Below are 22,025 nucleotides of genomic sequence, written 5' to 3'. Positions count from 1 at the left end.
GCCGACAACAGCTCGTCCTCCGTGCGCGCCCGGATCGCCGGCCGTACGGATTCCACCTGAGCCCACGTTCACGAGGACACCAGCCCAGATGCCTGCCAGCGAGTCCCCGAAGCAGTTCCCCGAGATGTCCCCGACGGCCCCCGAGGGGGTACGGACCTGGCTGACGGCCGCCGTCGCCGAAGTGACGGGGCTTGCCCCCTCGGCCGTCTCCGAGGAGCGTCCGATCGCCGAGTTCGGCCTGGGATCCGTGCAGTTGGTGTCCCTGGTCGCGCGCCTGTCCCAGTGGACGGGGCGGCCCCTCGAACCGTCCGTCGTCTTCAACCACCCCACGATCGCGGGCATCGCCGACGCACTCTTCGACGAACAGGTCCCGGGCGCCCCCGCAGCGCTCCCCGCACCTTCCGCCGTGTCGGACGGCCCGGGCGCGCGCAGGGGAGACGACATCGCGATCATCTCCATGGCCTGCCGGTTCCCCGGCGGCGCCGAGGACCCGGAGTCCCTCTGGCGGCTGCTGGACGCGGCCGAGGACGCCGTCGGCCCGGTGCCCTCGGGACGCTGGGACACCCAGGGGCTGTACGACGCCGACCCGGACGCCATCGGCAAGGCGTACACCCTGCGCGGCGGCTTCCTGAACGGCATCGACCGGTTCGACGCGGCCTTCTTCGGGATCTCGCCGCGCGAGGCCGCGGCCATGGACCCGCAGCAACGCCTCCTGCTCCAGACCGCCTGGGAGACGATCGAGCGCGCCGGCATCGTCCCGGAGACGCTGAACGGCAGCCTGACGGGCGTCTACGTCGGCCTGTACGACAGCGGATACCTCGCCTCCGCCCCGCTGGACCGGCTCGACGGACACGTCGGCACCGGCTCGGCGTCCAGTGTGGCGTCCGGGCGCATCGCCTACACCCTCGGACTCGAGGGGCCGGCCGTCACGGTCGACACCGCCTGCTCCTCCTCGCTCGTGGCCCTGCACCTGGCGGCGCGGGCGCTGGCCGACGGTGAGTGCGACCTCGCGCTGGCCGGCGGCGCGACGCTCCTCGTGACCCCGCGCGGGCACGTCGAGTTCAGCAGGCTGCGCGGGCTGTCGCCGTCCGGGCGGTGCAGTCCGTTCTCCACCGAGGCGGACGGGGTGGTGTGGGGCGAGGGCTGCGGTCTGGTGCTCCTCAAGCGGCTCGCGGACGCGCGGCGGGACGGCGACCGGGTGCTCGCGGTCGTCAAGGGCTCGGCGATCAACCAGGACGGCCGCAGCCAGGGTCTGAGCGCGCCGAACGGTCCGGCGCAGGAACGGGTGCTGCGCGCCGCCCTCGCCGACGCCGGGCTCCGGCCCGACGATCTCGACTACATCGAGGCGCACGGCACGGGAACCCGGCTCGGCGACCCCATCGAGGGCCGGGCGCTGGCGTCGGTCTTCGGCCCCGGACGCCCGGCGGACCGACCCCTGGGCGTCGGCTCCCTGAAGTCCAACATCGGTCACACACAGGCCGCGGCGGGCATCGGCGGTGTCATCAAGACGGTCCTGTCCCTCGCCCACGAACGGCTCCCCGCGTCCCTGCACGCCGAGACCCCGACCGAGCACGTCGACTGGGCCGACGGCGGTCTGCGGGTGCACAGCGCCGCCGAGGCCTGGCCGCGGCGCCGCGACCGGGCGCGGCGCGCCGGGGTGAGCGCGTTCGGGATCAGCGGCACCAACGCGCACGTGATCCTGGAGGAGCCGCCTGCGGATACGGCGGCACCGGCGGCGGAGCGGACACCCGCCGCCTCTTCGTCTGCCGGCCCCGCGTCTGCCGCCTCCTCGCCCGCAAGCCCCGTGTCTGCCGCGTCTTCGCCCACTGGCCCTGCGCCCACCGGCACTTCACGCGCTGGCACTTCGCCCACCGGCCCCGCGCTCTCGGCTCCTTCGCCCACCGCCCCTGCACCCTCGGCTCCCGCGTCCGGCGGCGCCGCTGCACCCTCCGTGCCTTCGCCCTCCGCCCCCGCACTCTCGGCTCCCGCGCCCGGTGGCGGCGCTGCACCCTCCGTGCCTTCGCCCTCCGCCCCCCACCCCGAAGACCCCACCCTCTTCCCGATCTCCGCCCGCACCCTCCCCGCCCTCCGGGGCCAGGCGGTCCGCCTCGCGGACGCGGTCGCCGCACGACCGGAAACGCCCCTGGCCGACGTGGCCGGAACGCTGACCCACCACCGCACCCACTTCGAGCACCGCGCCGTCCTCCGGGCCGCCGGACGCGACGAACTGGTCACCGCCCTGCGCGGACTCGCCGAGGGAAGGCCCGAACCCGACCTGGTGGTGGGCCCCCAGCAGACCCTCCCGCCGGGCAAGCTGGCGTTCGTCTTCCCGGGCCAGGGTGCCCAGTGGACCGGCATGGCCCGTGAACTCCTGGACCGGTCGCCGGTGTTCGCCGACGAACTCGACCGCTGCGACGCCGCCCTGCGCCCGTTCACCGAGTGGTCCGTGGCCGCCGTCCTGCGCGGCGACGCGGGCGCACCGGCGCTCGACCGGGTGGACGTGGTCCAGCCCGTCCTCTTCGCCGTGATGGTCTCCCTGGCCGCGGTGTGGCGGGCGCGCGGTGTGCGGCCCGACGCGGTGATCGGGCACAGTCAGGGCGAGGTCGCCGCGGCCTGTGTCGCCGGGGCGCTGAGCCTGAGCGACGCCGCGGCCGTGGTCGCCCTGCGCAGCCAGGCACTGACCGAGGTGGCCGGCACCGGGACCATGGCCGTCGTCGCCCTGCCGCACACCGAGGTCGAGGCGCGCCTGGCCGGACTCGACGGCCGGGTGTCCGTCGCCGCCGTGAACAGCGGTCGCTCGACGGTCATCGCCGGTGAGGTGGAGCCGCTCGACGCCCTGCTCGCAGACCTCGCCCGCGAGCAGGTGTTCGTCCGCCGCCTCGACGTCGACTACGCCTCGCACAGCGCCCGCGTCGAGCCGCTGCGGGCGACCGTCCTCGACGAACTCGACGGCGTCATCACCTCCCCGACCGCCGTCGCCTGGTACTCCACGGTCACCGGCGAGCCGGTCACCCGCGAACAAGAGGCCGAGTACTGGTACACGAACCTGCGGGAACCCGTGCGCTTCGCGGCCACCGTGGACCGCATGGCGGCGGACGGGTACCGCCACTTCGTCGAACTCGGCCCCCACCCCTCCCTCCTCACCGCCGTCCGTACGGTCGCCGAGGACCGGGGCCACGAGGACCTGGTCGCCGTCGGATCGCTGCGCCGGGACGAGGACGCGCTCGCGTGCCTGGACCGGGCCGCCGCCGAACTCCACGTCCACGGACGCCGGATCGACTGGCGCCGGGTGGTGCCCGACTCGGAGCGGGCCGACCTGCCCACGTACGCCTGGGATCCCCAGTCCTACTGGACCGAGACCCGGCCGGGCTCCGGCACCGCGGCCTCGGGTCTTCTCGACCGCGCGGCGCACCCGTTGCTCGGCGTTCACCTCCAGTCGGCGGACGAGACCCGCTGGACCTTCCGCAGCGAATGGTCCCCGGCCACCGCCGACTGGCTCCCCGACCACGCCGTGTTCGGCCGGACCGTGGTGTCGGGCACGACCCTCGTGGAACTGTGCCGTGCCGCGCTCGCCGTGGCCCGCCCGGACGACCCCGCCGACGTGACCGGTCTGCTCCTGCTCGCGCCCCTGGTGCTGCCCGAGTCCGGCACGGTCGAGGTGTCGGTCGAGGTGAGCACCGGCGGAGCGGTGCCGGAGGTCACCGTGCACAGCCGCCCGCACGGCCGGGAGCCCCGGGCCTGGACCCTGCACGCCACGGCGTCCGCGGCCGACCCCGCGCCGGTGACGGCGGCGGTGCCCCCGGTGTGGCCGGAGGCCGAGGAGCCCGCCTGGAGCCCGGCCACGTACGAACGGCTGGCCACGCTCGGTCTCGGGTACGGCCCCTCCTTCCAGGGCGTGCGCTCGGCGACCACGACCGGCGTCGAGGGCGAAATGCTGGCCCGGCTGTCGCTGCCGCCCACGGCCCGCGACGCGGCCGACCCCTACCCCGTCCACCCCGCACTCCTGGACGCGGCACTGCACGTGGCCGCCGCTCTGGACGCCTCCGCGGGCCGGGTGCTGCTGCCGGTCGCGGTGGGCCGCTGCGTCCTGCCGCCCGGCTCCGCGAACGACCTGACTGTCCTGGTGCGGCGGACAGGCGGTTCGGGGACCGACCTCGTCCTCGACGTGACCCTGTGGGACGCCGACGGCCTCCCGGCAGGCCGGCTGGAGGACGTACGCCTGCGGGCCGCCGATCCGGCGGACCTGAACGGCGCCTCGGAGAACGCCCGGCACCTCTACGAAGTGGCATGGACGGCCGTGACCGAGCGGCCCGAGGCGGCACCGGACGCCACGTGGGCCGTTCACGGCGACGGATCGGACTCCCAGGTCGCGTCCGCCCTGCGGGACCTGGCCGCGGCGGGCGTGCCGGTGCTCGAGACGGGCGCCGACATCGCCCTACGCTTCTGGCCGGAGCCGGAGGACGGAGTCGAACCAGGCGACACCGCAGGGGAGTTGGCCGGACTGGCACTCGCCGAACTGCGGTCCCTGATCGTGGCCTCGGAAGGTCCGCCGCCCGCACGGACCGTCTGGGTGACACGTGGCGCGGTCGCCGCCGGCGCCGGGGACTCGGTGCCCGGACTCGCCCAGTCCGTGCTGTGGGGCCTCGTCCGCAGCGCCCGGGCCGAACACCCGCACCTCGGGCTGACCCTGCTCGACCTCGGGGACTCCGGCACCGCCGCAGTTCTGCCGACCGTCGCCGCACACGCCGACGAGCCCGAACTCGCTTTCCGGGACGGGATGTTGCTCGCGCCGCGGCTGGTGCGGGCCCGTGCCGCCGACGCGCTGCGCATCCCGGCCGGTGACACCTACGAGCTGACCGGTCTCGAAGACGACCCGACCCTGCGTGCGACGGAGCCCCCGGCCCTGACCCCCGGAGGGGTGAGGATCCAGGTGCACGCCGTGGCGGTACCCGGGCCCGACGGGCGGTCGTCGCGCACCGCCTGCGCCGGTGTGGTCGCCGAGGCGGCCGCCGACGTGCCGGGCCTCGCCCCCGGGACGAGGGTCGTCGCCCTCGCCGACACACCGCCCGGCTCCACGGCGCTCGCCGACGCCCGGCTGGTCACGGTCCTCCCGGACGAGGTGCCGTTCACCACCGCGGCCGCCCTGCCCCTCGGACTCGACACCACCGATGCCGACCAGGCGGCCCGGGCACTGCGCGAGGCCGTCGACGGTCAGGTGCGCCCGGCCCGCCCCCAGGTCCTGCCCGTCACCGCCGCACCCGAGGCGCTCCGGCGGGGGAGGGCGTCCGGCGACCCCGTCGTCCTCGACCTCGTCGGCCGGGGCGTCGTCGTGCCCACCGACGGCACGGTGCTGATCACCGGAGGCCTCGGCGCCGTGGGCCGGCACATCGCCCGGCTCCTCGCCGAACACGGCGTACGCCGACTGCTTCTGACGTCGCGTCAAGGCGCGGCGGATGCGCGTGCCGCCGCGGTCATCGCCGAACTGGCCGCTCTCGGAACCGAGGTCGAGATCGCGGAGTGCGACGTCGCGGACGCCGAGGCACTGTCCCGCGTGCTCGTCCGCGTCGGCGACGCGTTGCCGCTGCGCGGCGTCGTGCACTGCGCCGGGGTCCTCGACGACGGGTTGATCGCCGAGCTGACGCCCGAACGTCTCGCACGCGTGCTGCGACCCAAGGTCGACGGTGCCGCCCACCTGCACCGGCTCACCGCGGGCACCCCGCTCGACCTGTTCCTGATGGTCTCCTCGGTGGCCGGTGTGCTCGGCAGCCCGGGCCAGGGCAACTACGCCGCGGCCAACGTCTTCCTCGACCAACTCGCCCACCACCGGCGGGCCCAGGGGCTGCCCGCCGTCTCGCTCTCCTTCGGGGCCTGGTCCGGTGAAGGGCTCGCCGCCGAACACGCCGACCTGGAACGCATGGCCCGCCTCGGTCATCGCGCCCTCACCCCCGAGCAGGGTCGCGACCTCGTGGACCTCGCCCTGCGCCGGGACACACCCCACCTGGTCGCCGCCCATCTCGACCTGCCCCGCCTGCGCGAGAGCACGGCCGGCGCGGACGACGGCACGGCGGCCCTGTGGCGTTCGCTGCTGCCCGCGCCGCGCGGCGGCCAGGACGGACCCGCCGCCCTCGCGGACCGGCTGGCCCGGCTCTCCGAGACCGAGCGCGCCGCCCGGGTCCTGGCCCTGGTCCGCGAGGAGACGTCCCGGGCCCTCGGCCTGCGCTCCGCGGACTCCGTGCGCCCCGACCAGCCGCTGCGGGAACTCGGCATGGACTCGGTGACCGCGGTGGAGCTCCGCAACCGCATCGGCACCCGGATCGGCGCCCGGCTCCCCGCCACCCTGCTGTTCGACCACCCCACCGCGGCCCGGCTCTCCGCCCACCTGCTGGACACCGCGCTCGCCGGCGGCGACCGCACCTCTCGGCGCGGCGCCCCCGATCCGCGGCCCCGGCGAGACCACGCGGCCACGGCTGACGAGCCGCTGGCCCTGGTCGCCATGGCCTGCCGGCTGCCCGGCGGCGTGGACGACCCCGAGAGCCTGTGGCGCCTGGTGGCCGAGGGCCGCGACGCCGTGGGCCCGTTCCCGGCGGACCGCTGGGACGTGGAAGCGCTGCACGACCCCGACCCGGACGCCCTGGGCACGACCTACGCAGCGGAAGGCGGCTTCCTGGACGACCTGGAGTCCTTCGACGCGGCCTTCTTCGGCATCACGCCGAAGGAAGCGGAGGCGATGGACCCGCAGCAGCGGCTGCTGCTGGAGACGGCGTGGGAGGCGCTGGAACGCGCCGGGATCGTGCCCGGAGAGCTGGCGGGCAGCAGCACCGGTGTGTACGTCGGCATGTTCGGCAGCGACTACCTCGCGGGCACCCGGCTCGACGAGCTCGACGGCTATGTCGGCACGGGGTCGGCGGCCAGCGTTGCTTCCGGCCGGCTCGCCTACACGCTGGGCCTGAACGGACCGGCCATGACCGTGGACACCGCGTGTTCCTCGTCCCTGGTCGCGCTGCACCTGGCCGCACAGGCCCTGAGGTCGGGCGAGTGCGACCTGGCCCTCGCCGGCGGGGTGACCCTGATGGTGACTCCGGGAACCTTCGTCGAGTTCAGCAGGCTGCGGGGGCTGTCCCCGACCGGCCGCTGCCGCTCCTTCTCCGACGACGCCGACGGCGCCGTCTGGGCCGAGGGCGCGGGCATGGTCGTACTGAAGCGGCTGGCCGACGCGCGCCGCGACGGCGACCAGGTGCTGGCCGTGCTGCGCGGTACGGCCGTCAACCAGGACGGGCGCAGCCAGGGCCTGTCCGCGCCCAACGGCCCGGCGCAGGAACAGGTCATCCGGCGGGCGCTGGAGCAGTCCGGACTGGAACCCGCCGACATCGACTACGTCGAGGCGCACGGGACCGGAACCACGCTCGGCGACCCGATCGAGGCGAACGCCCTCGCGGAGGTCTTCGGCACCTCGCGCCCGGCGGGCCGTCCGCTGTACCTCGGCTCGCTCAAGTCCAACGTCGGTCACACACAGGCGGCTTCGGGCATCGCCGGGCTGATCAAGGTCGTTCAGTCCCTGCGGAACCGGTCCCTGCCACGCACCCTGCACGCCGGGACGCCCAGCCGTCACGTCGACTGGGACGACAGCGGGCTGCACCTGCTCCGGGAGACGGTCGACTGGCCGTCGTCGGAGGGACGCGTACGGAGGGCCGGTGTCAGCGCCTTCGGGATCAGCGGGACCAACGCGCACCTGATCGTGGAGGAGGCCGAGCCGGCCGAGGTCCCCGCGACGCCGGAAACCGCCCCGGGGGCCTTGCTGTTCCCGCTGTCCGGGCGGAGCGAGGCCGCCGTGCGCGGACAGGCCGCCCGACTGGCGCGACGTCTGGAGGAGGACGTCGACCTGACCGATGTCGCCCACACCCTGGGACGGCACCGAAGCCACTTCGAACGGCGTGTCGCGATCGTGGCCGGTGACCGGACCGAACTGCGCGCTCGGCTCGACGCGTTGGCGACCGGTCGAATGCCACTGCCCCCGTCCCGCGCGGAGCACACGGGCAAGACGGCCTTCGTCTTCGCCGGACACGGCGGCCAATGGCCCGGCATGGGCGTGCAGTTGGCGGGACAGTCCGAGGCCTTCGGCGAGGAGCTGGCGCGGATCGACGAGGCGGTGCGCCGCCACGCCGGATGGTCGGTCCTCGACGTGCTGCGGGCACCCGAGGAACACGCGCCCTTCGACCGCACCGAGTTCCTCCAGCCGGTGCTGTTCGCGGTGAACGCGTCCCTGGCCGCCGCCTGGCGCGGGCTCGGCGTCCGCCCGGACGCCGTGACCGGACACAGCCTCGGGGAGATCGCCGCCGCCTACAGCGCGGGCGCCCTCACCCTGGACGACGCCGTGACCGTGGTGACCGGGCGCGCCCATGCGGTCGCTCCGCTGGTCGGACTGGGCGGGATGCTGTCCCTCGAACTCTCGCCCGCGGACGTGGAGAAGCTGCTCGCGCCCCACCAGGGCCGGCTGTTCGTCGCGGCCGTCAACAGCGCGCAGTCCACGGCCGTCTCCGGCGACGCCGAAGCACTGGCCGCGCTGCGCACGCACCTCGAGGCACGGGACATCCCGGTACGACGGCTGTCTACGCCGTTCGCCTCCCACACCCCCCTGATGGACCCCGTGCGCGCGGAACTGCTGGACCGGCTCTCCGGCATGCGCGGCACGGCGACGTCTCTGCCGCTGTACTCGACCGTGACGGCCGAACCGGTGTCCGGCGACCGGCTCGACGCCGCCCACTGGTACGCCAACCTCGGACGCCCCGTCCGGTTCGCGGACACGATCCGGCGGATGCTGGACGACGGCTACCGCTCGTTCGTCGAACTGAGCCCCCATCCCTCGCTCGGCGCGTCCATCGAGGCCGTGGCGGCCGAGGCGGGGATCGACGCGGTCGTGATCGGCTCGCTGCGCCGCGGCCGCGACGGGCGGGACGAACTGCTCTCCCGGCTGGCCGAGTTGTACGAGGCCGGGTGCACCCCCGACTGGCCGGTGCTGCTCCCGCGGGGCCGCCGCACCGACCTGCCGACGTACGCCTTCGACCGTGAACGGCACTGGCGCGCACCCGCACCGGCCACAGGGACGGCCGGTGGCTCCCCGCTCCTGGGCACCCACTTCGAGGCCAGTGACACCCCCGGCCGACACCTCTTCCAGAGCGACATCGACCTGCGCGACAGCCGCTTCGCCTACCTCGCCGACCACAAGGTCAACGGAGAGGTATGGCTGCCCGGCGCCGCCTTCCTCGACCTGGCGCTGGAGGGCGCGACCGCGGTGCGCGACGGTGATGGTGCCTGCCTGGCGGACGTGCGGTTCCTGCGACCGCTCGTGCTCGCCCCGGACCGGCCCGTCCGGCTGCAACTCGTGCTTCAGCCCGCCGGAGACGACGGCGCACGCGACTTCACCATCGCCTCCGCGGACACCGGCCGACGCGGCGCCGGGTGGGAACAGCACGTCACCGGACGGATCGTCGACGGAACCGGTGAGCCCGCCGCCGAGACGGGCGACCCGGAGGCGGAGCTCACCGTACTGCGCGAGCGCTGCGACGAAGAGGCCGACCTGACCGCCGTGTACGCGGGGCTGCAAGCCCTGGGCATCGACTACGGCCCCGCCTTCCGGGGCCTGGAGCGGGGGCGTCGCACGGACACCGCGGCCGTCGGGCGACTGGCCCGCCGGCCCGCCGCCGGGCATCTGCTGCACCCCGCGGTCCTCGACGCCGCCTTCCACACAGCGGCCCTGCCGGCCGACGCGCCCGAAGGTCGCGCCTTCGTGCCCGCCGGTGTCGGACGGCTGCGGTTCACCCCGGGCTCCGCGCCCGCGTGGGCGACCTGCCGGCTGCGTTCCGTGGACGGCGACACCGCGTTCCTGGACCTGAGGCTCTGGGACGGGAACGACCAACTCGTTCTGGAGGCGACGCAGTTCGAACTCGCGGCCCTCTCTCCGCTGGACGGCGCGCTGTACGAGACCCGCTGGCAGCCGCGCCCGGCGGCGCAGGAGGAGCCCGCCGAAGGGAGCTGGCTCGTCCTGGCCGACGAGACGGGGGTTGCCGACGCACTCGCACAGCGGCTGGCCTCCGCCGCCGTCCCCCATGTGATCGCCCGCCGGGGACGGGAGTTCGGCGCCGACGGCCCCGGCCGCTACGTCCTCGATCCCACCGATCCCGCGCAGTTGACCCGTCTGCTGGACGAGGGCTTCACCGACGCGCCGCCCGGGCGCGTGGTGCAGCTGTCCGCGCTCGACGCTCCGGCCGTCGAGGACGCCATCACGGCCGAACAGGCGGCCCGCGACTGCTGCTTGAGCACCCTGCACCTGGTACGGGCGCTCGCCGACCGGCCCGGCGGTAGGGCCCCGAGGCTGTTCGTGGTCGTACGGGGCAGCCAGGCCGCAGGGGACAGCGCGCAGGTGACGCACCCTCAGCAGGCTCTCGCCTGGGGATTCGCGCTGTCGGTGGCCCAGGAGTATCCGGAGCTGTCGACCACGCTGATCGACCTGGCGACCGAGCGCGACGACGGTCTGTGGACGCAGTTGTGGCACGCGGACGACGAACGCCTCGTCGCACTGCGGGAGTCGGGGCGGCTGGTGCCACGGCTGGCCCGGACCCGGCCCGACGACGGTGACCGCGAGGCGGTCACCACGGACGGCGTGCACCTCGTCACCGGCGGGCTGGGCGGCCTCGGCAGGGTGGCCGCCGAGCGGCTGGTCCGCCGGGGCGCCCGCCGACTGGCCCTGCTCGGCCGCAGCGGCCCCGACGCGGCGGCACGGAGCTGGATCGAGGAGATCGAGACCCAAGGCGTCACCGTGCACCTGGCCCGAGCCGACGTCGCCGACCCCGTCGCATTGACAGCCGCCCTGGACACCCTGCGCCAGGAGGCGGGCCCGATCGCCACGGTCGTCCACACGGCCGGTGTCCTCGACGACGCCACCGTGGCGAACCTGACCGACGAACGCGTCCTGCGCGTGCTCGCCCCCAAGGTCCTCGGCACCGCCCTGCTCACCGAACTCGTCCCGGAGGCACGGAAGTTCGTCCTCTTCGCGTCGGCGGCGGGCCTTCTCGGATCGGCCGGCCAGGCTCCGTACGCGGCGTCCAACGCGTTCCTCGACGCCTGGGCCCACCACCTCGCCCTCAGCGGGCGGCCCGCCCTGAGCCTGGACTGGGGCGCCTGGACGGAGGTCGGCATGGTCGCCGGTTCCGCCGACCGGGCCGTCGAGACCAGCCGTTCGGGTCTGGTCGCCTTCACCCCGGGCGAAGGCGGCGAGATGTTCGAGCGGGTGCTCACCAGCTCCCGCCGGCAGCTCGCCCCTCTCGCCCTGGCTCCGGAGGCCCTGGAACTCGACCGGGACACGGCCCGCACCCGCCCGATCCTGGCCGACCTGATCACCGTCGCGGCGGACCAGGACGGCACCGACGCCCTCGTCGCCCAGGTCTTCGCGGCCCGCACGGACCAGGACCGCACCGCACGGCTCGAAGCGTACGTTCGGTCCAAGGTCCGCCAGGTCTCCGGCGGTTCCGGGGAGCCGTCGGCGACCACGGCCCTCAAGGAGCTGGGCCTGGACTCGCTCATGCTGGTCCGGCTGCGGAACGCCTTCATCCGGGAACTCGGCGCCGAACTCCCGGCCACCGCCGTCTTCGCGGCGTCCGACATCCGGAGCCTGGCCCGCGCGCTGGGCGAGGTACTGCCCGAACGCGCCACCGGCACCCGCGGGTTGGAAGACCGGCACGAAAGTACGGACGAGGTGCCCGAGAGTGAACTGCGGCCCGCGACCCGTGACGTCGTACGGCTGCTGCGCAGCGCCCAGCCGGGTATGCCGGACGCGGCGCACGCCGTCGGCCTTGCCGTCCGGCTGACCGCGCCGACCACCCGCGAGGCACTCGCCGACATCGTCACCCGGCTCGCCGGCCGGCACGCGGCCCTGCGCACGGCCGTGACCGCAGGCGGCGGACAAGGCCGGCAGCTGCGTGTGGAGCGGGAGCCCGCCGGACCGCTGCTGCGCTGGACGGACGTGCCCGCCGACGTCGCGCTCGACGCCGACGACCGGCTGTCGCGGCTGCTGGAGCCGCCGTTCGACCTGGAGCAGGCCCCGCTGTGGCGGTTCGAGCTGCTCGACGCCGGTCGGCGCGGCCAGATCCTGGTGTTCGGCGCGCACCACGCGGTGAGCGACCTGCAGTCCCTGCTGCTGGTCGCCGGGGAGATCGACGCCGAACTGTCGGGTACCCCTCTCGGGGACCACGTCACCAACCGTGACATCGATCTGCTGATCGAGGCCCAGCGCACCGACGGCCCCTCCGGCACCCCCGACACCGAGTGGCGCGAGGCCTTCCACGGCAGCGGACGGCTCGATCTGACGCTCGCCCGGCCGCGCCCGGAGACCAGGTCCTACAGGGCCGGGAGCGTGACCGTCGCCATCCCGGACGGGCTGATGGAACGGGTCTCGGCGGCCGCCGCCCGGCTCGCCGTCACACCCGCCGCCTTCTGCCTCGGCACCCTGACCGTCCTGCTGGCCCGGATGCGCGAGCGCGAGCGCTTCGTGCTCGCCGTGCCCGTCGACACCCGCATCCACGCCGACGCGTACGACGCGGTGGGCTTCTTCGGGGTACCGGTGCCGTTCCCGGCCGAGGCGGCGGCGGGGGAGCGGATCGGCGAGGTGCTGCGCCGCACGGACGCGCGCCTGGACCGGGTCCTCGCCAAGGGCGCGATGTTCTCCGGCGTCCTGTCGACCCTGGCCGGACTGGGACTGCACCGGCCGAACGCCCCGCTGGTCGAGGTGTACTTCAACTACGTACGCTCCTCATCCGCGCGGCTCGGCCGGCTCGAGGTGCTGCCGGCGGGCACCGGGTATTCCGACCTCGACCTGATGGTCACCATGACGCCGGACGCGGGCCGTGTACGGCTCGACCACAACCTCGACATCCTGGACTCCGCGACCTCCACGGAACTGGCGGAGGAGTTCCTGCGCCTGCTCGCCGCGACGGCCGACGACCCGGGCACGGTGGTGGGCGCGGTGACGATGACGGGCACCTCCGCGAGCGGTTCGACGCGGGGCCAGGCGGCGGCGACGGCTCCGGTCGCGGTGGCTCCGATGGCCTCGGTCGCGGTGGCTGCGATGGCTGAACCGGACGAGACACGTGCGCAGGCCGCACCGGACGACACGCGTGCGACGGCCGCCGCGGCCGCTTCGACGGCGACGGGAATCCCGGCCGGGGCGGCTGCACCGGTCGAGCCGAGTCCCGTCGAGGGCCCCCGCCGCTCGCTCGCGCTCGCCGCCACCTTCGCGCTCGGCAATCTGCCGCTGCTCTGCGGGGCGGCGGTCGGGCAGAGGGCCGGCGAAGGGGACGGTGGGAGGGCGGGCGCCGAGGGGCTGACGGTCACGGAAGCCCCGTACCACCAGGTGCTGGCCGCGCTCCGCGACCCCTCGGGAGTCTTCACCGATCCAGCGACGGCGGTGGGGGTGGTGCTGCTGCGGGCCACGGACCTGGAGCGGTTCGGCCCGTTGACCGACGAGGTGCTGGCCGAACTGAGCGCCGCCTACCCGGCCGCGCTGCGGGCCCTGTCCGAGCGGACCCGGCGGCCCCTGGTCGTCGGCATCCTCCCCTCGGCGGACCCGAGCGACCGGTTCACGCGCTGGGAGGGCGACCTCGCCGCCGAGCTGGCCGACACGCCCGGCATCGCCCTGCTGGGCCCGGACGAGTGGACCCGGCATCACACGGTCGAGGAACCCTTCGACGCACGGACCGAGCGGCTCGCCCACCTCCCGTTCACCCCGCGCTTCCAGGCGGCGGTCGCGCTGCGGCTCTCACAGGTCGTACGGGCCGTACTGCGTCCCGCGCCCAAGGTGATCGCGGTGGACGGCGACGAGACGCTCTGGGGCGGGATCGCCGGGGAGATCGGCCCCGAGTCGGTGGACCTGACGGGACCGCGCGCCCGGCTCGCCCGGACCCTGCTGCGCTGGCGGGCCGCCGGCGCGCTGCTCGCCCTGGTCAGCAACAACGACGAGGCCACCGTCCGGGCCGTCCTGGACCGTCCGGACAGCACGCTGAAGGCCGAGCACTTCAGCGTGCTGTCCGCCGGCTGGGCTCCGAAGCGGGACCGCCTCGCGGAGGCCGCGCGCACCCTCAATCTGGGCCTGGACAGCTTCCTGTTCCTCGACGACAACACCGTCGAGATCGGGGCGATGCGCTCGGCGCTGCCCGAGGTGCTCTCGGTGACCTGCCCTCCCGCGGCCGAACTGGAGGCGTTCCTCGACCGGTTGTGGCCGCTCGTTCCGGCGGCGGCCACGGCCGAGGACGGGCTGCGGGCCGGGTTCTACGCGCAGGAGCGGCAGCGGGACGCGGTGCGGGAACAGGCGGGGTTCGAGGAGTTCCTCGCCGAGCTCCGGTTGGAGGTCGACGTGCGGGCCCTGTCCGCCGCCGACGTCGAGCGGGCCGAGCAACTCGTGCGCCGCACCAATCAGTTCGCCCTCCGCCCCCGCTCCGCCGACGGAGGCGATCTCGCCCGGTGGAGGGAGCGGGGCGAGGTGTGGACGGCCGCGGCACGGGACCGCTTCGGCGACTACGGCCAGATCGGTCTGCTGGCCCTGCGTGCGGACGGCGACCGGCTCGACGTCCTCGCCTGGTCCCTGAGCTGCCGCGCGCTCGGCCGGGGTGTCGAGGAGCGGCTGCTGACGTGGCTGGCGGACCGGGCCGACGAGCTCGGCTGCGCCAAGGTCCGCCTCACGGCGGAGCGCACCGACCGCAACGTACCGGCCCGGCGTCTGGTGGCCGCGCTCGGCGGTGGGGACCAGGAGGACGCACGCCTGGAGTGTGTGGTCACGCCGGAACACCTCCGGGCCTTCCGCTCCTGGCGGCGGCAGTGAACGGGGCGGCGGTGAACGGGGCGGCGGCCGGCCCGCCGCGGCAGTTCGGAAAGGAACAGTGCACAGGGTGAAGGGCTCCCATGAGTGAAGTGAACGAGGACGCGTCGGCCCACGCCGGACAGCGGGCGATCGGTGAGGCGATCGAACGGGGTGACGGCGGGCCGAGCGTGGACGAACTGCTGGCCAGGATCAGCCAGGCCGCCGCATCGTCGGCGACGGGACCGGTCGTGGAACCGGGTGTGGGGGCGGTCGCCGAGCCAGGCGCTGGACCGGCCGCGGGGCCGGGTGCGGACACCTCGGTGTCCCTTGCCGGGGCCGGTGCGCCCACGGACACCGACGCGAGTGCGGCGACATCCGGTGCGGGCGACGCCTTCTCGGGTGAGCCTGCCGTGTCGTCCGACGCCGGGACGGAGGGCGGGCCGCAGGGCGCGGGTGCGGGCGCCGGGACCGACGCCGGGACCGACCCTGGTGCTGGTGCTGGTGCTGGTGCTGGTGCTGGTGCTGGTGCTGGTGCCGACGTCGACGCCCTCGCCGCGGTCGTCGCCGCGGCCGCCGGCCCCTTCGTCCCTGGCGGTCTGCTGGCGCCCGACGCCGACTTCTTCGATGCCGGGGGCTCCTCCGTGGGGGCCGTGGAACTCGTCGCGGTGCTGGAGGACGAGCTGGGCATGGAGCTCGATCTCGACGAGGTGTTCGCGGACGCCCGGCCGAGCAGTCTCGCCCGGCGCTGGCTGGCGACCGCGGGCGCCTCGGCCGCGCTCCAGGCCCTGAGCGCGCCGACCGCTACGGCGGTCCTGTCACCGGGCGCCCCGACCGTCCCGGCCCCGGGTGGTCCTGCCGTCCCGGCGGCGGGTGGTCATGCCGTTCCGGCGGCGGCGCGGACCACTGTCCCGGCGACCGGTACGAGTACGGTCCCGGCGGCCGGCACGACCGGCGGCACACAGCCCCCGAAGGGCGCCCTCGCGCCCGTCGCCCCCGCCTCCGCCCCGAGCTGGAACCCCGCTCCCACCACCCCCGGAACGAACCACCCGCTCTTCCCCTCGCCGCACCCCGTCCCGCCTCGGGCGACGGTCACGGCTCGGACCCCGGAGGACCGCACCCCGTACGCCACGGCTCGTCCCGAGGACCTCGACCAGATCCTGGCCGACCTCGCGCTCGCCGACCGGCTGCCCTGGACCGGCGCGCCCGAGCCGCTGCCGCCCCGGCGGATCCTGCTCACCGGCGCCACCGGCTTCCTCGGCAGCCATCTGCTGCTCGACCTGCTCAGGCACAGCGACGCACATGTGTACTGCCTCGTCCGCGCAGAAAGCGAGGAGGCCGCGACGGCCCGGCTCGGCGAGGCGCTGAAGGGACACCGGCTGCCCTGGTCGGCCGAGATCCGCCGCCGGGTGACGGTGCTCCCGGGTGACATCAGAAGGCCCCGGCTCGGACTGTCCGACGAGGTCTGGAACAGGCTCGCCCACGAACTGGACAGCATCGTGGGCGTCGCGGCGGCCGTCGACTTCCTGCGCGGCTACCGGTCGCTGCGCCAGAGCAACGTGATCGGCGCGCTGACCCTGGCCGAACTCGCGGCGACCGGAACGCCCAAGCCGCTGCACCACATCTCCTCGATCGCGGTCTTCAACGAGGTCGGCATCTCCTCCATGGGCGAGGACGACCCGCTCGCCCACGTCGACCGGCTCGTCGCGGGCTACGACCAGTCGAAGTGGACCGCCGAGGTCGCCCTGCGACGGGCCCGCGACCACGGGCTGATCGTCACCGCCCTGCGCCCTGGAGGCATCGGAGGCCACACCCGCACGGGCGCCCACAACCCGCAGGACCTCAGCAGCGGCCTCATCTCCGCCTTCGGCCGCTTTCGCACCGTGCCCGCCTTCCACCGGCTGAACGCGGCCCCGGTGGACTGGGTGAGCCGGGTCGCGGCCGCCGTCGTCTGCGAACCCGACGCCTGGGGCTTCGACTACAACCTCACCGGCGTCCCCAACACCCTCGACGACGTCGTCCGGGACATGGCGTTCGGCGGGATGCACGTGCGTGTCCAGGACTGGGACGAATGGCGCGCCGACGCCCTGGCCCGTCTGGAGGCCGAGCCCGTACCCGAACTCGCCTTCCTCTCACGGGTGTTGCAGAGTCCCACCGCCCTGAAGCTGTGCGAGGCGACTCTAAAGGGCCCTGCGGCCACCGACGAACGCACCGCCGCGCTCGTCGAGGCGCTCGGACTGACCCCCGCGGCCCGCTACGACGCCCGGGCCCAGCTGCGGACGTTCGAGCGGCTCGCCGAGGACGGCCTCGCCCGGCTGCCGCACAAGGACGACCAGCCGTACCTCTGGTTCACCGAGACGACCGAGGGCACGCTCGGCCCCGCGGGCGCCGGCGACGGCGATCGCTATGGTGACGGCGATGGCGCCGAAGCGGACATGCCCGGGCCGCCCGGCACCGCAGCGGACACCCCCTGCTCCATGGCGCTCACCCTCTCCATCGCGAGCATGTACCAACTGGTCAAGGAGCGCCGGGTGGACGTCCGCGGGGAGCTGGTGTGCGCCGCGCTCCATTCGGCACCCCTGCGCGTGGAGAGCGGCGACGCCTGGATCCGCCCAGAGGAGGGCATTCCGCAACGGCACGGGACCCGTGGTCAACTCCTGCGCTACCGGATGACGTTGATCGACGCCGACGGAGGGCGATGGTGGCTGGAGGGCCACAAGACCGCACGCGCCCGCCGCGACGTGTGGCGCCAGACCCGCGCCCTGAGTGTCGAGATCGGCCGCGAGCGCGAGCCGGCGATCCTCGCCGGTGAACTCGTCGTGCCCGCCGACAGCTACGTACGCGACCAGATCGACGGCATCCGCGTGGACCCGCGTCTGACCAGCCGCGAGAAGCGTGCCGCCAAGCTGACCTGGCTCGCCTGGTTCGGCGCGGAGATGGGCCGCGGACTGCTCAACCCCTTCGCCCGCGCCGCCGCCGACCTCCTCGACCTGCGTCCCGCCCGGACCCCCTCGGAGCGCCACCGATGATCTTCAGAACCGCCAACTCCCGTACCAGTCCCACGATCCGCAAGGTCAGGACGGGCACGGCCCTGCGACCGCTGCGCCACCGCCTCGACCCGGCCCGGGTCGAGGAGATCCCCTTCAGGGCTGGGGACGGCGTACGCCTCGGACTCACCCGCGTCGACAGCGGGGAGCGGGACCGGCCCGCCGTGCTGCTCCTGCACGGCCACACCGCCTCCGCCGACATGTTCCTGCTCCCCGAGACCCGCAACCTGGTCGACGCCCTGCTCGACGGCGGCTACGAACCCTGGTTGCTCGACTGGCGGGGCAGCTGCCGGCTTCCGTACAACGAGACGGGCCAGCGGTACACCTACGACGACGTCGCGCTCCACGACATCCCCGATGCCGTCTCGTGCATCCGTGAACGCATCGGTGACCGGCCGCTGTTCGTGGTCGCCCACTGCATCGGCTCCCTCACCCTGTCCCTGAGCATGACGGCGGGGCTCGTACCCGGGCTCGCGGGTGTCGTCTCCCAGGGCGTGTTCCTGACGCCGAAGCTCGCGGGACGCACCTCGCTGCGGATGACTGTGGCGGGCGAGCTGCTGAAGAACCGGATCGACCACATCCCGGTCGACTTCCGCAAGGTGGGCCTCCGTTCGCGGTACACGCCGCTGTTCGCCCTGGCCTCGCGCGGCGCGCACTGCCCGGACCCGACCTGTCAGATCCTCCACAACTCGGCCTGGGGTTCGGGTGCTTCGCTGTTCCTGCACGAGAACCTGTCCGACGCCACCCACGACCGGCTCGCCGAACTGCTCGGTCCGGCGCCGCTGTGGATCCTGCCGCACCTGCGCCGCATCGAGCTGGCCCGCACGGTCGTCCGCTGGCACGACACCGACCACCGCTACCGCGCGCTGCCGCCCAACGCGCTCGACGCGGCCGCCCGGATCGACACCCCGGTCCTGCTGCTCGCGGGCAGCGAGAACGGACTCTGGCTGGACTCGCAGAAGCTCTGCCACGACGTCCTGGCACACCGACAGCCCCAGCTGGACGTGTCGTACACGGAGATCCCCGCCTACGGCCACCTGGACACGTTCCTGGGCCGGGGCGCGGCCCTCGACGTCTTCGGTCACATCCTGGAATTCCTCGACGATCGACGATGACGGGGGACACTTCGACCCGTTACCGTACCGACCAGTAACTGGCCGTGGCCCCGCAGGCCGCACCGGGCCCCCAGGGGCCACCCGAGACATCACGGAGGCCCCATGCCGCAGCTCGAAGTCGATGGAGCCGCGCTGACGTACGACGACGAGGGCCCCCGCTCCGGTGGTGGCGTCCCCCTGGTGTTCATCCACGGCTGGACGGCCAACCGGCACCGCTGGGACCACCAGATGGACCACTTCACCCAGAAGCGCCGGGTCATCCGTCTCGACCTGCGCGGACACGGGGAGAGCGAGGGCTCGGGGCGGCGCACCGTGGCGGAGCTGGCGGAGGACGTGCTCGCCGTCCTCGACCACCTCGGCGTCGACCGGTTCGTGGTCGTCGGCCACTCGATGGGCGGCATGATCGCGCAGACCCTGACGCTAGCCCACCCCGAGCGGGTCGAACGGCTGGTGCTCGTGAACTCCATCAGCAAGATGACCTACAGCCGGGGGAGGGGCCTGCTGATGGGGGTCTCCACCCTGGTGCCGTTCAAGCTGTTCGTGGCCGCCAACATCCAGCGGGCCTTCGCCCCCGGCTACCCGCGCGAGAAGATCCGCGAGCACGTCCGGGCCTCGGCCGGCACGCCCCAGGAGGTGGTCATGACGTGCTACGGAGCCATGCGCTCCTTCGACGTCCTCGACCGGCTCGGCGAGATCCGCACACCCACGCTCCTGATCCACGGCTACCACGACATCCAGCTGCCCGTCTCCCAGATGCTGCGGATGGCGAAGGCCTACCCTGACGCCGAGGTGCGGATCGTGGACGCGGGCCACGAACTGCCGCTGGAGAAGCCCGAGGAACTCACCGCCGCGCTCGACCGGTTCCTGACGGACCGGCCGTAACGGAAGCGCGGAAGCTCCCCGCGCCTCCCGGACGACCGGCCCGGGAGGCGCGGCGGGACGCCGTGCGGATCCCTCGGACACTTGACTGATTCCCGATGATGTCTGTCAAGAGCGCCGGGACGGTGGTGGAGGCTGGGAAGTGATCCCGGCACTCGCCACGGCGGGTGAGATCCTGAACGGATGAACGTGACATCCGCTGCTCTGGCGACGGCCCGGTGGCCGCTGACCGCGGCTGGGGAGACTGACTGGCTGCGGGAGCTCGCCGACGATGATGGGCTGACCGGCTTCATGCCGCCGGCGCTACCCGACGCCGCCTGGGTCCTCCACTCCATGTACGAACACGATCTCGGGCCCACCAGCATGTCCTACGTCGCGTATCAACGAGCTGTACTGAATGGTGGCGGGCCCGAGGTCATCCCGGGCCTCGACCCCGCGGACGTGTTCGGGGGAAGGCCGGGCGAGGCACCGAGCTCCCGTTGGCGCCGGCTGCGCTGGGCGGAGCTCTCGAAGCGGACCGGTGATCCCGTGGCGCCCGAAGGGCGGCTCCCTTGCTACCGTTCCTTCCCCTCGCTTCAAGAGCCGAGTGGCTGGCCGGTGGGCATCGCGGGGCCGTCCGAGGGGAGTCTGGACCGGACCGACTGGAACCGCCTCATCGACATCCTCACCGAGCACAGCCCGCAGGGTCCGGAGACCCGCTGCATGGCCTACTACAACCCGCTGTTGCATGGGGCTGTGGACTTCGACAACCTGCACGTCCGGGCCGGCACGCTCGCTGATGCCAAGGCACTGTACGACCACCCGGAGGAGGACGGTTGGACCCCGTCCAACCTCTGGGCCCAGGACCGGTCGTGGGTCCTCTGCACGGACTTCGACCTCTGGGCCACCAAGGTCGCGGGCCCCGCCCCGCTCGTCGAGGCCCTCCTGAACGACGCGGAGATCGAGGCACTCCGACTGCCCTGGGCCCACTGATCCCGACCTCCCGGCCCGAATACGACCAGTGTGGCCGAGAGGCCGAATGAAGCACACGGTCGCCAAGGGCGCTAGGCCGAGCGGTCTCATCGGCCCGAGCCAGGACTGCCCTGGCCCGGGTGTTGACCACAGTCGCGGCAGTGCTTTCCCCAGCCACGGCCGTGTGCTGGGACCCTGACGCGGTCACGCCTGCGTCGGCGATGGCCACGGCGCCACGGACTCTGCGGTCTTTCGGTCAGATCACGAGTCGGCTCGGGCCGACTCGACGCAGGCTGGCCGGGGTCCGGTAACCGGCCGGCAAGAGCGGAGCCGCCTTGCCCCCGGCCCCGGGCCGGGCTGACTGGGTGGCCCTGCGGGGTCGGGTCAGGCTTCGTACAGGCCGACGCCCTCGCCCGCTGCCGCGCGCATCAGGACGCCGGCCAGTTCCACCGGGGTGGACAGCATCGGGTAGTGGCCCGTGTCCAGTTCGAAGTAGGTGACGTCGGGGTCGGCGAGCTTGGCGAAGCGGGGCAGGCCGGTGCCGTGCAGGTGTCGCGCCAACTCCACGCTGAGGCCGTTCGCGCGGCAGAACACCCCCGTGGTCGGGAGCTTGAGCCAGGCGCCCGTCAGCTCGACGGGATCCGTGACGGTCCGGACCGGCTGCGGGGTGGCCAGTCGGTGGTAGCGCTCCAGCTCCGCGGGCGGGACGGCGTGCACGGCCGGGATCTCCTCGGGCACCGGGATCAGCCCGTCGACGGCCTGCTCCGCCAGACCGAGCTGCGGCATCTGCGCCACCAGCGACTCGCCCGGCTCGGGGAAGCCGGTGTCCAGGAACACCACCCGGGCGACCTGTCCGGGCCGCCGGTCGGCCGCCCCGAGCCCGGGGAAGATGCCATAGCTGTGCGCCACCAGGACCGTCCCCGGGCCCTCCGCGTCGAGCAGCGCCGCCACGGCTTCGGTGTGCTCGCCGAGCCCGAGGCCGGCCGGGTCCTCCTCGGCCGCCCGCTCGGCCATGCCGGGCAGGGTGACCGGCAGCGCCCGGTGTCCCTGCGCGGTCAGCTCGGCGGCCACCGCCTCCCAGGCCCAGCCGCCCATGAAAAGTCCTGGAACCAGCAGAAACGTCGTCATGACTGACCTCTTTCGCAGCGTCGCCCGTGCGGTCGGTCAGGACGGTAGGTCCTCCCCCTGGGG

6 protein-coding genes are annotated in these 22,025 nt (G+C 74.1%); 5 read left to right on the top strand and 1 reads right to left on the bottom strand.

Annotated features, from left to right (window positions below; genetic code table 11):
- Positions 1-88 precede the first annotated feature (88 nt).
- The 5 genes from IO36_RS13600 to IO36_RS13580 all read left to right on the top strand — a co-directional run bounded on the left by IO36_RS13600 (position 89) and on the right by IO36_RS13580 (position 20,855).
- Positions 89-14,866, top strand: coding sequence for a type I polyketide synthase (locus tag IO36_RS13600; RefSeq protein ID WP_107065699.1), 14,778 nt, complete (start codon positions 89-91; stop codon positions 14,864-14,866).
- 80 nt (positions 14,867-14,946) lie between these two features.
- Positions 14,947-17,871, top strand: a complete 2,925-nt coding sequence (locus IO36_RS13595) for a thioester reductase domain-containing protein (protein ID WP_037619748.1) — start codon at positions 14,947-14,949, stop codon at positions 17,869-17,871.
- Positions 17,868-19,004 carry an alpha/beta hydrolase gene (locus tag IO36_RS13590; RefSeq protein WP_037619746.1) on the top strand — a complete coding sequence of 379 codons (1,137 nt, stop codon included), beginning with the start codon at positions 17,868-17,870 and terminating at the stop codon, positions 19,002-19,004. Before IO36_RS13595 ends, IO36_RS13590 begins: the two co-directional genes overlap by 4 nt.
- A 102-nt stretch (positions 19,005-19,106) precedes the next feature.
- A complete protein-coding gene (locus IO36_RS13585; protein WP_037619744.1) occupies positions 19,107-19,886 on the top strand; it encodes an alpha/beta fold hydrolase in 780 nt (259 codons plus the stop codon).
- 180 nt (positions 19,887-20,066) lie between these two features.
- Positions 20,067-20,855, top strand: a complete 789-nt coding sequence (locus tag IO36_RS13580; RefSeq protein ID WP_051900393.1) for a hypothetical protein — start codon at positions 20,067-20,069, stop codon at positions 20,853-20,855.
- A 363-nt stretch (positions 20,856-21,218) separates the two neighbouring features.
- Here IO36_RS13580 and IO36_RS13575 read toward each other — a convergent pair whose 3' ends face one another.
- Positions 21,219-21,962, bottom strand: coding sequence for an alpha/beta fold hydrolase (locus tag IO36_RS13575; protein WP_037619742.1), 744 nt, complete (start codon positions 21,960-21,962; stop codon positions 21,219-21,221).
- Positions 21,963-22,025 lie beyond the last annotated feature (63 nt).

The sequence above is a fragment of the Streptomyces aureus genome (genome assembly GCF_000725495.1).
In the GTDB taxonomy this organism is placed as follows: domain Bacteria; phylum Actinomycetota; class Actinomycetes; order Streptomycetales; family Streptomycetaceae; genus Streptomyces; species Streptomyces aureus_B.
This window is presented reverse-complemented; position numbering and strand designations above follow the sequence as displayed.

Coding starts and splice junctions, on each gene's coding strand:
- IO36_RS13600 (WP_107065699.1), top strand. CDS start 89: ATGCCTGCCAGCGAGTCCCCGAAGCAGTTCCCCGAGATGTCCCCGACG.
- IO36_RS13595 (WP_037619748.1), top strand. CDS start 14,947: ATGAGTGAAGTGAACGAGGACGCGTCGGCCCACGCCGGACAGCGGGCG.
- IO36_RS13590 (WP_037619746.1), top strand. CDS start 17,868: ATGATCTTCAGAACCGCCAACTCCCGTACCAGTCCCACGATCCGCAAG.
- IO36_RS13585 (WP_037619744.1), top strand. CDS start 19,107: ATGCCGCAGCTCGAAGTCGATGGAGCCGCGCTGACGTACGACGACGAG.
- IO36_RS13580 (WP_051900393.1), top strand. CDS start 20,067: ATGAACGTGACATCCGCTGCTCTGGCGACGGCCCGGTGGCCGCTGACC.
- IO36_RS13575 (WP_037619742.1), bottom strand. CDS start 21,962: ATGACGACGTTTCTGCTGGTTCCAGGACTTTTCATGGGCGGCTGGGCC.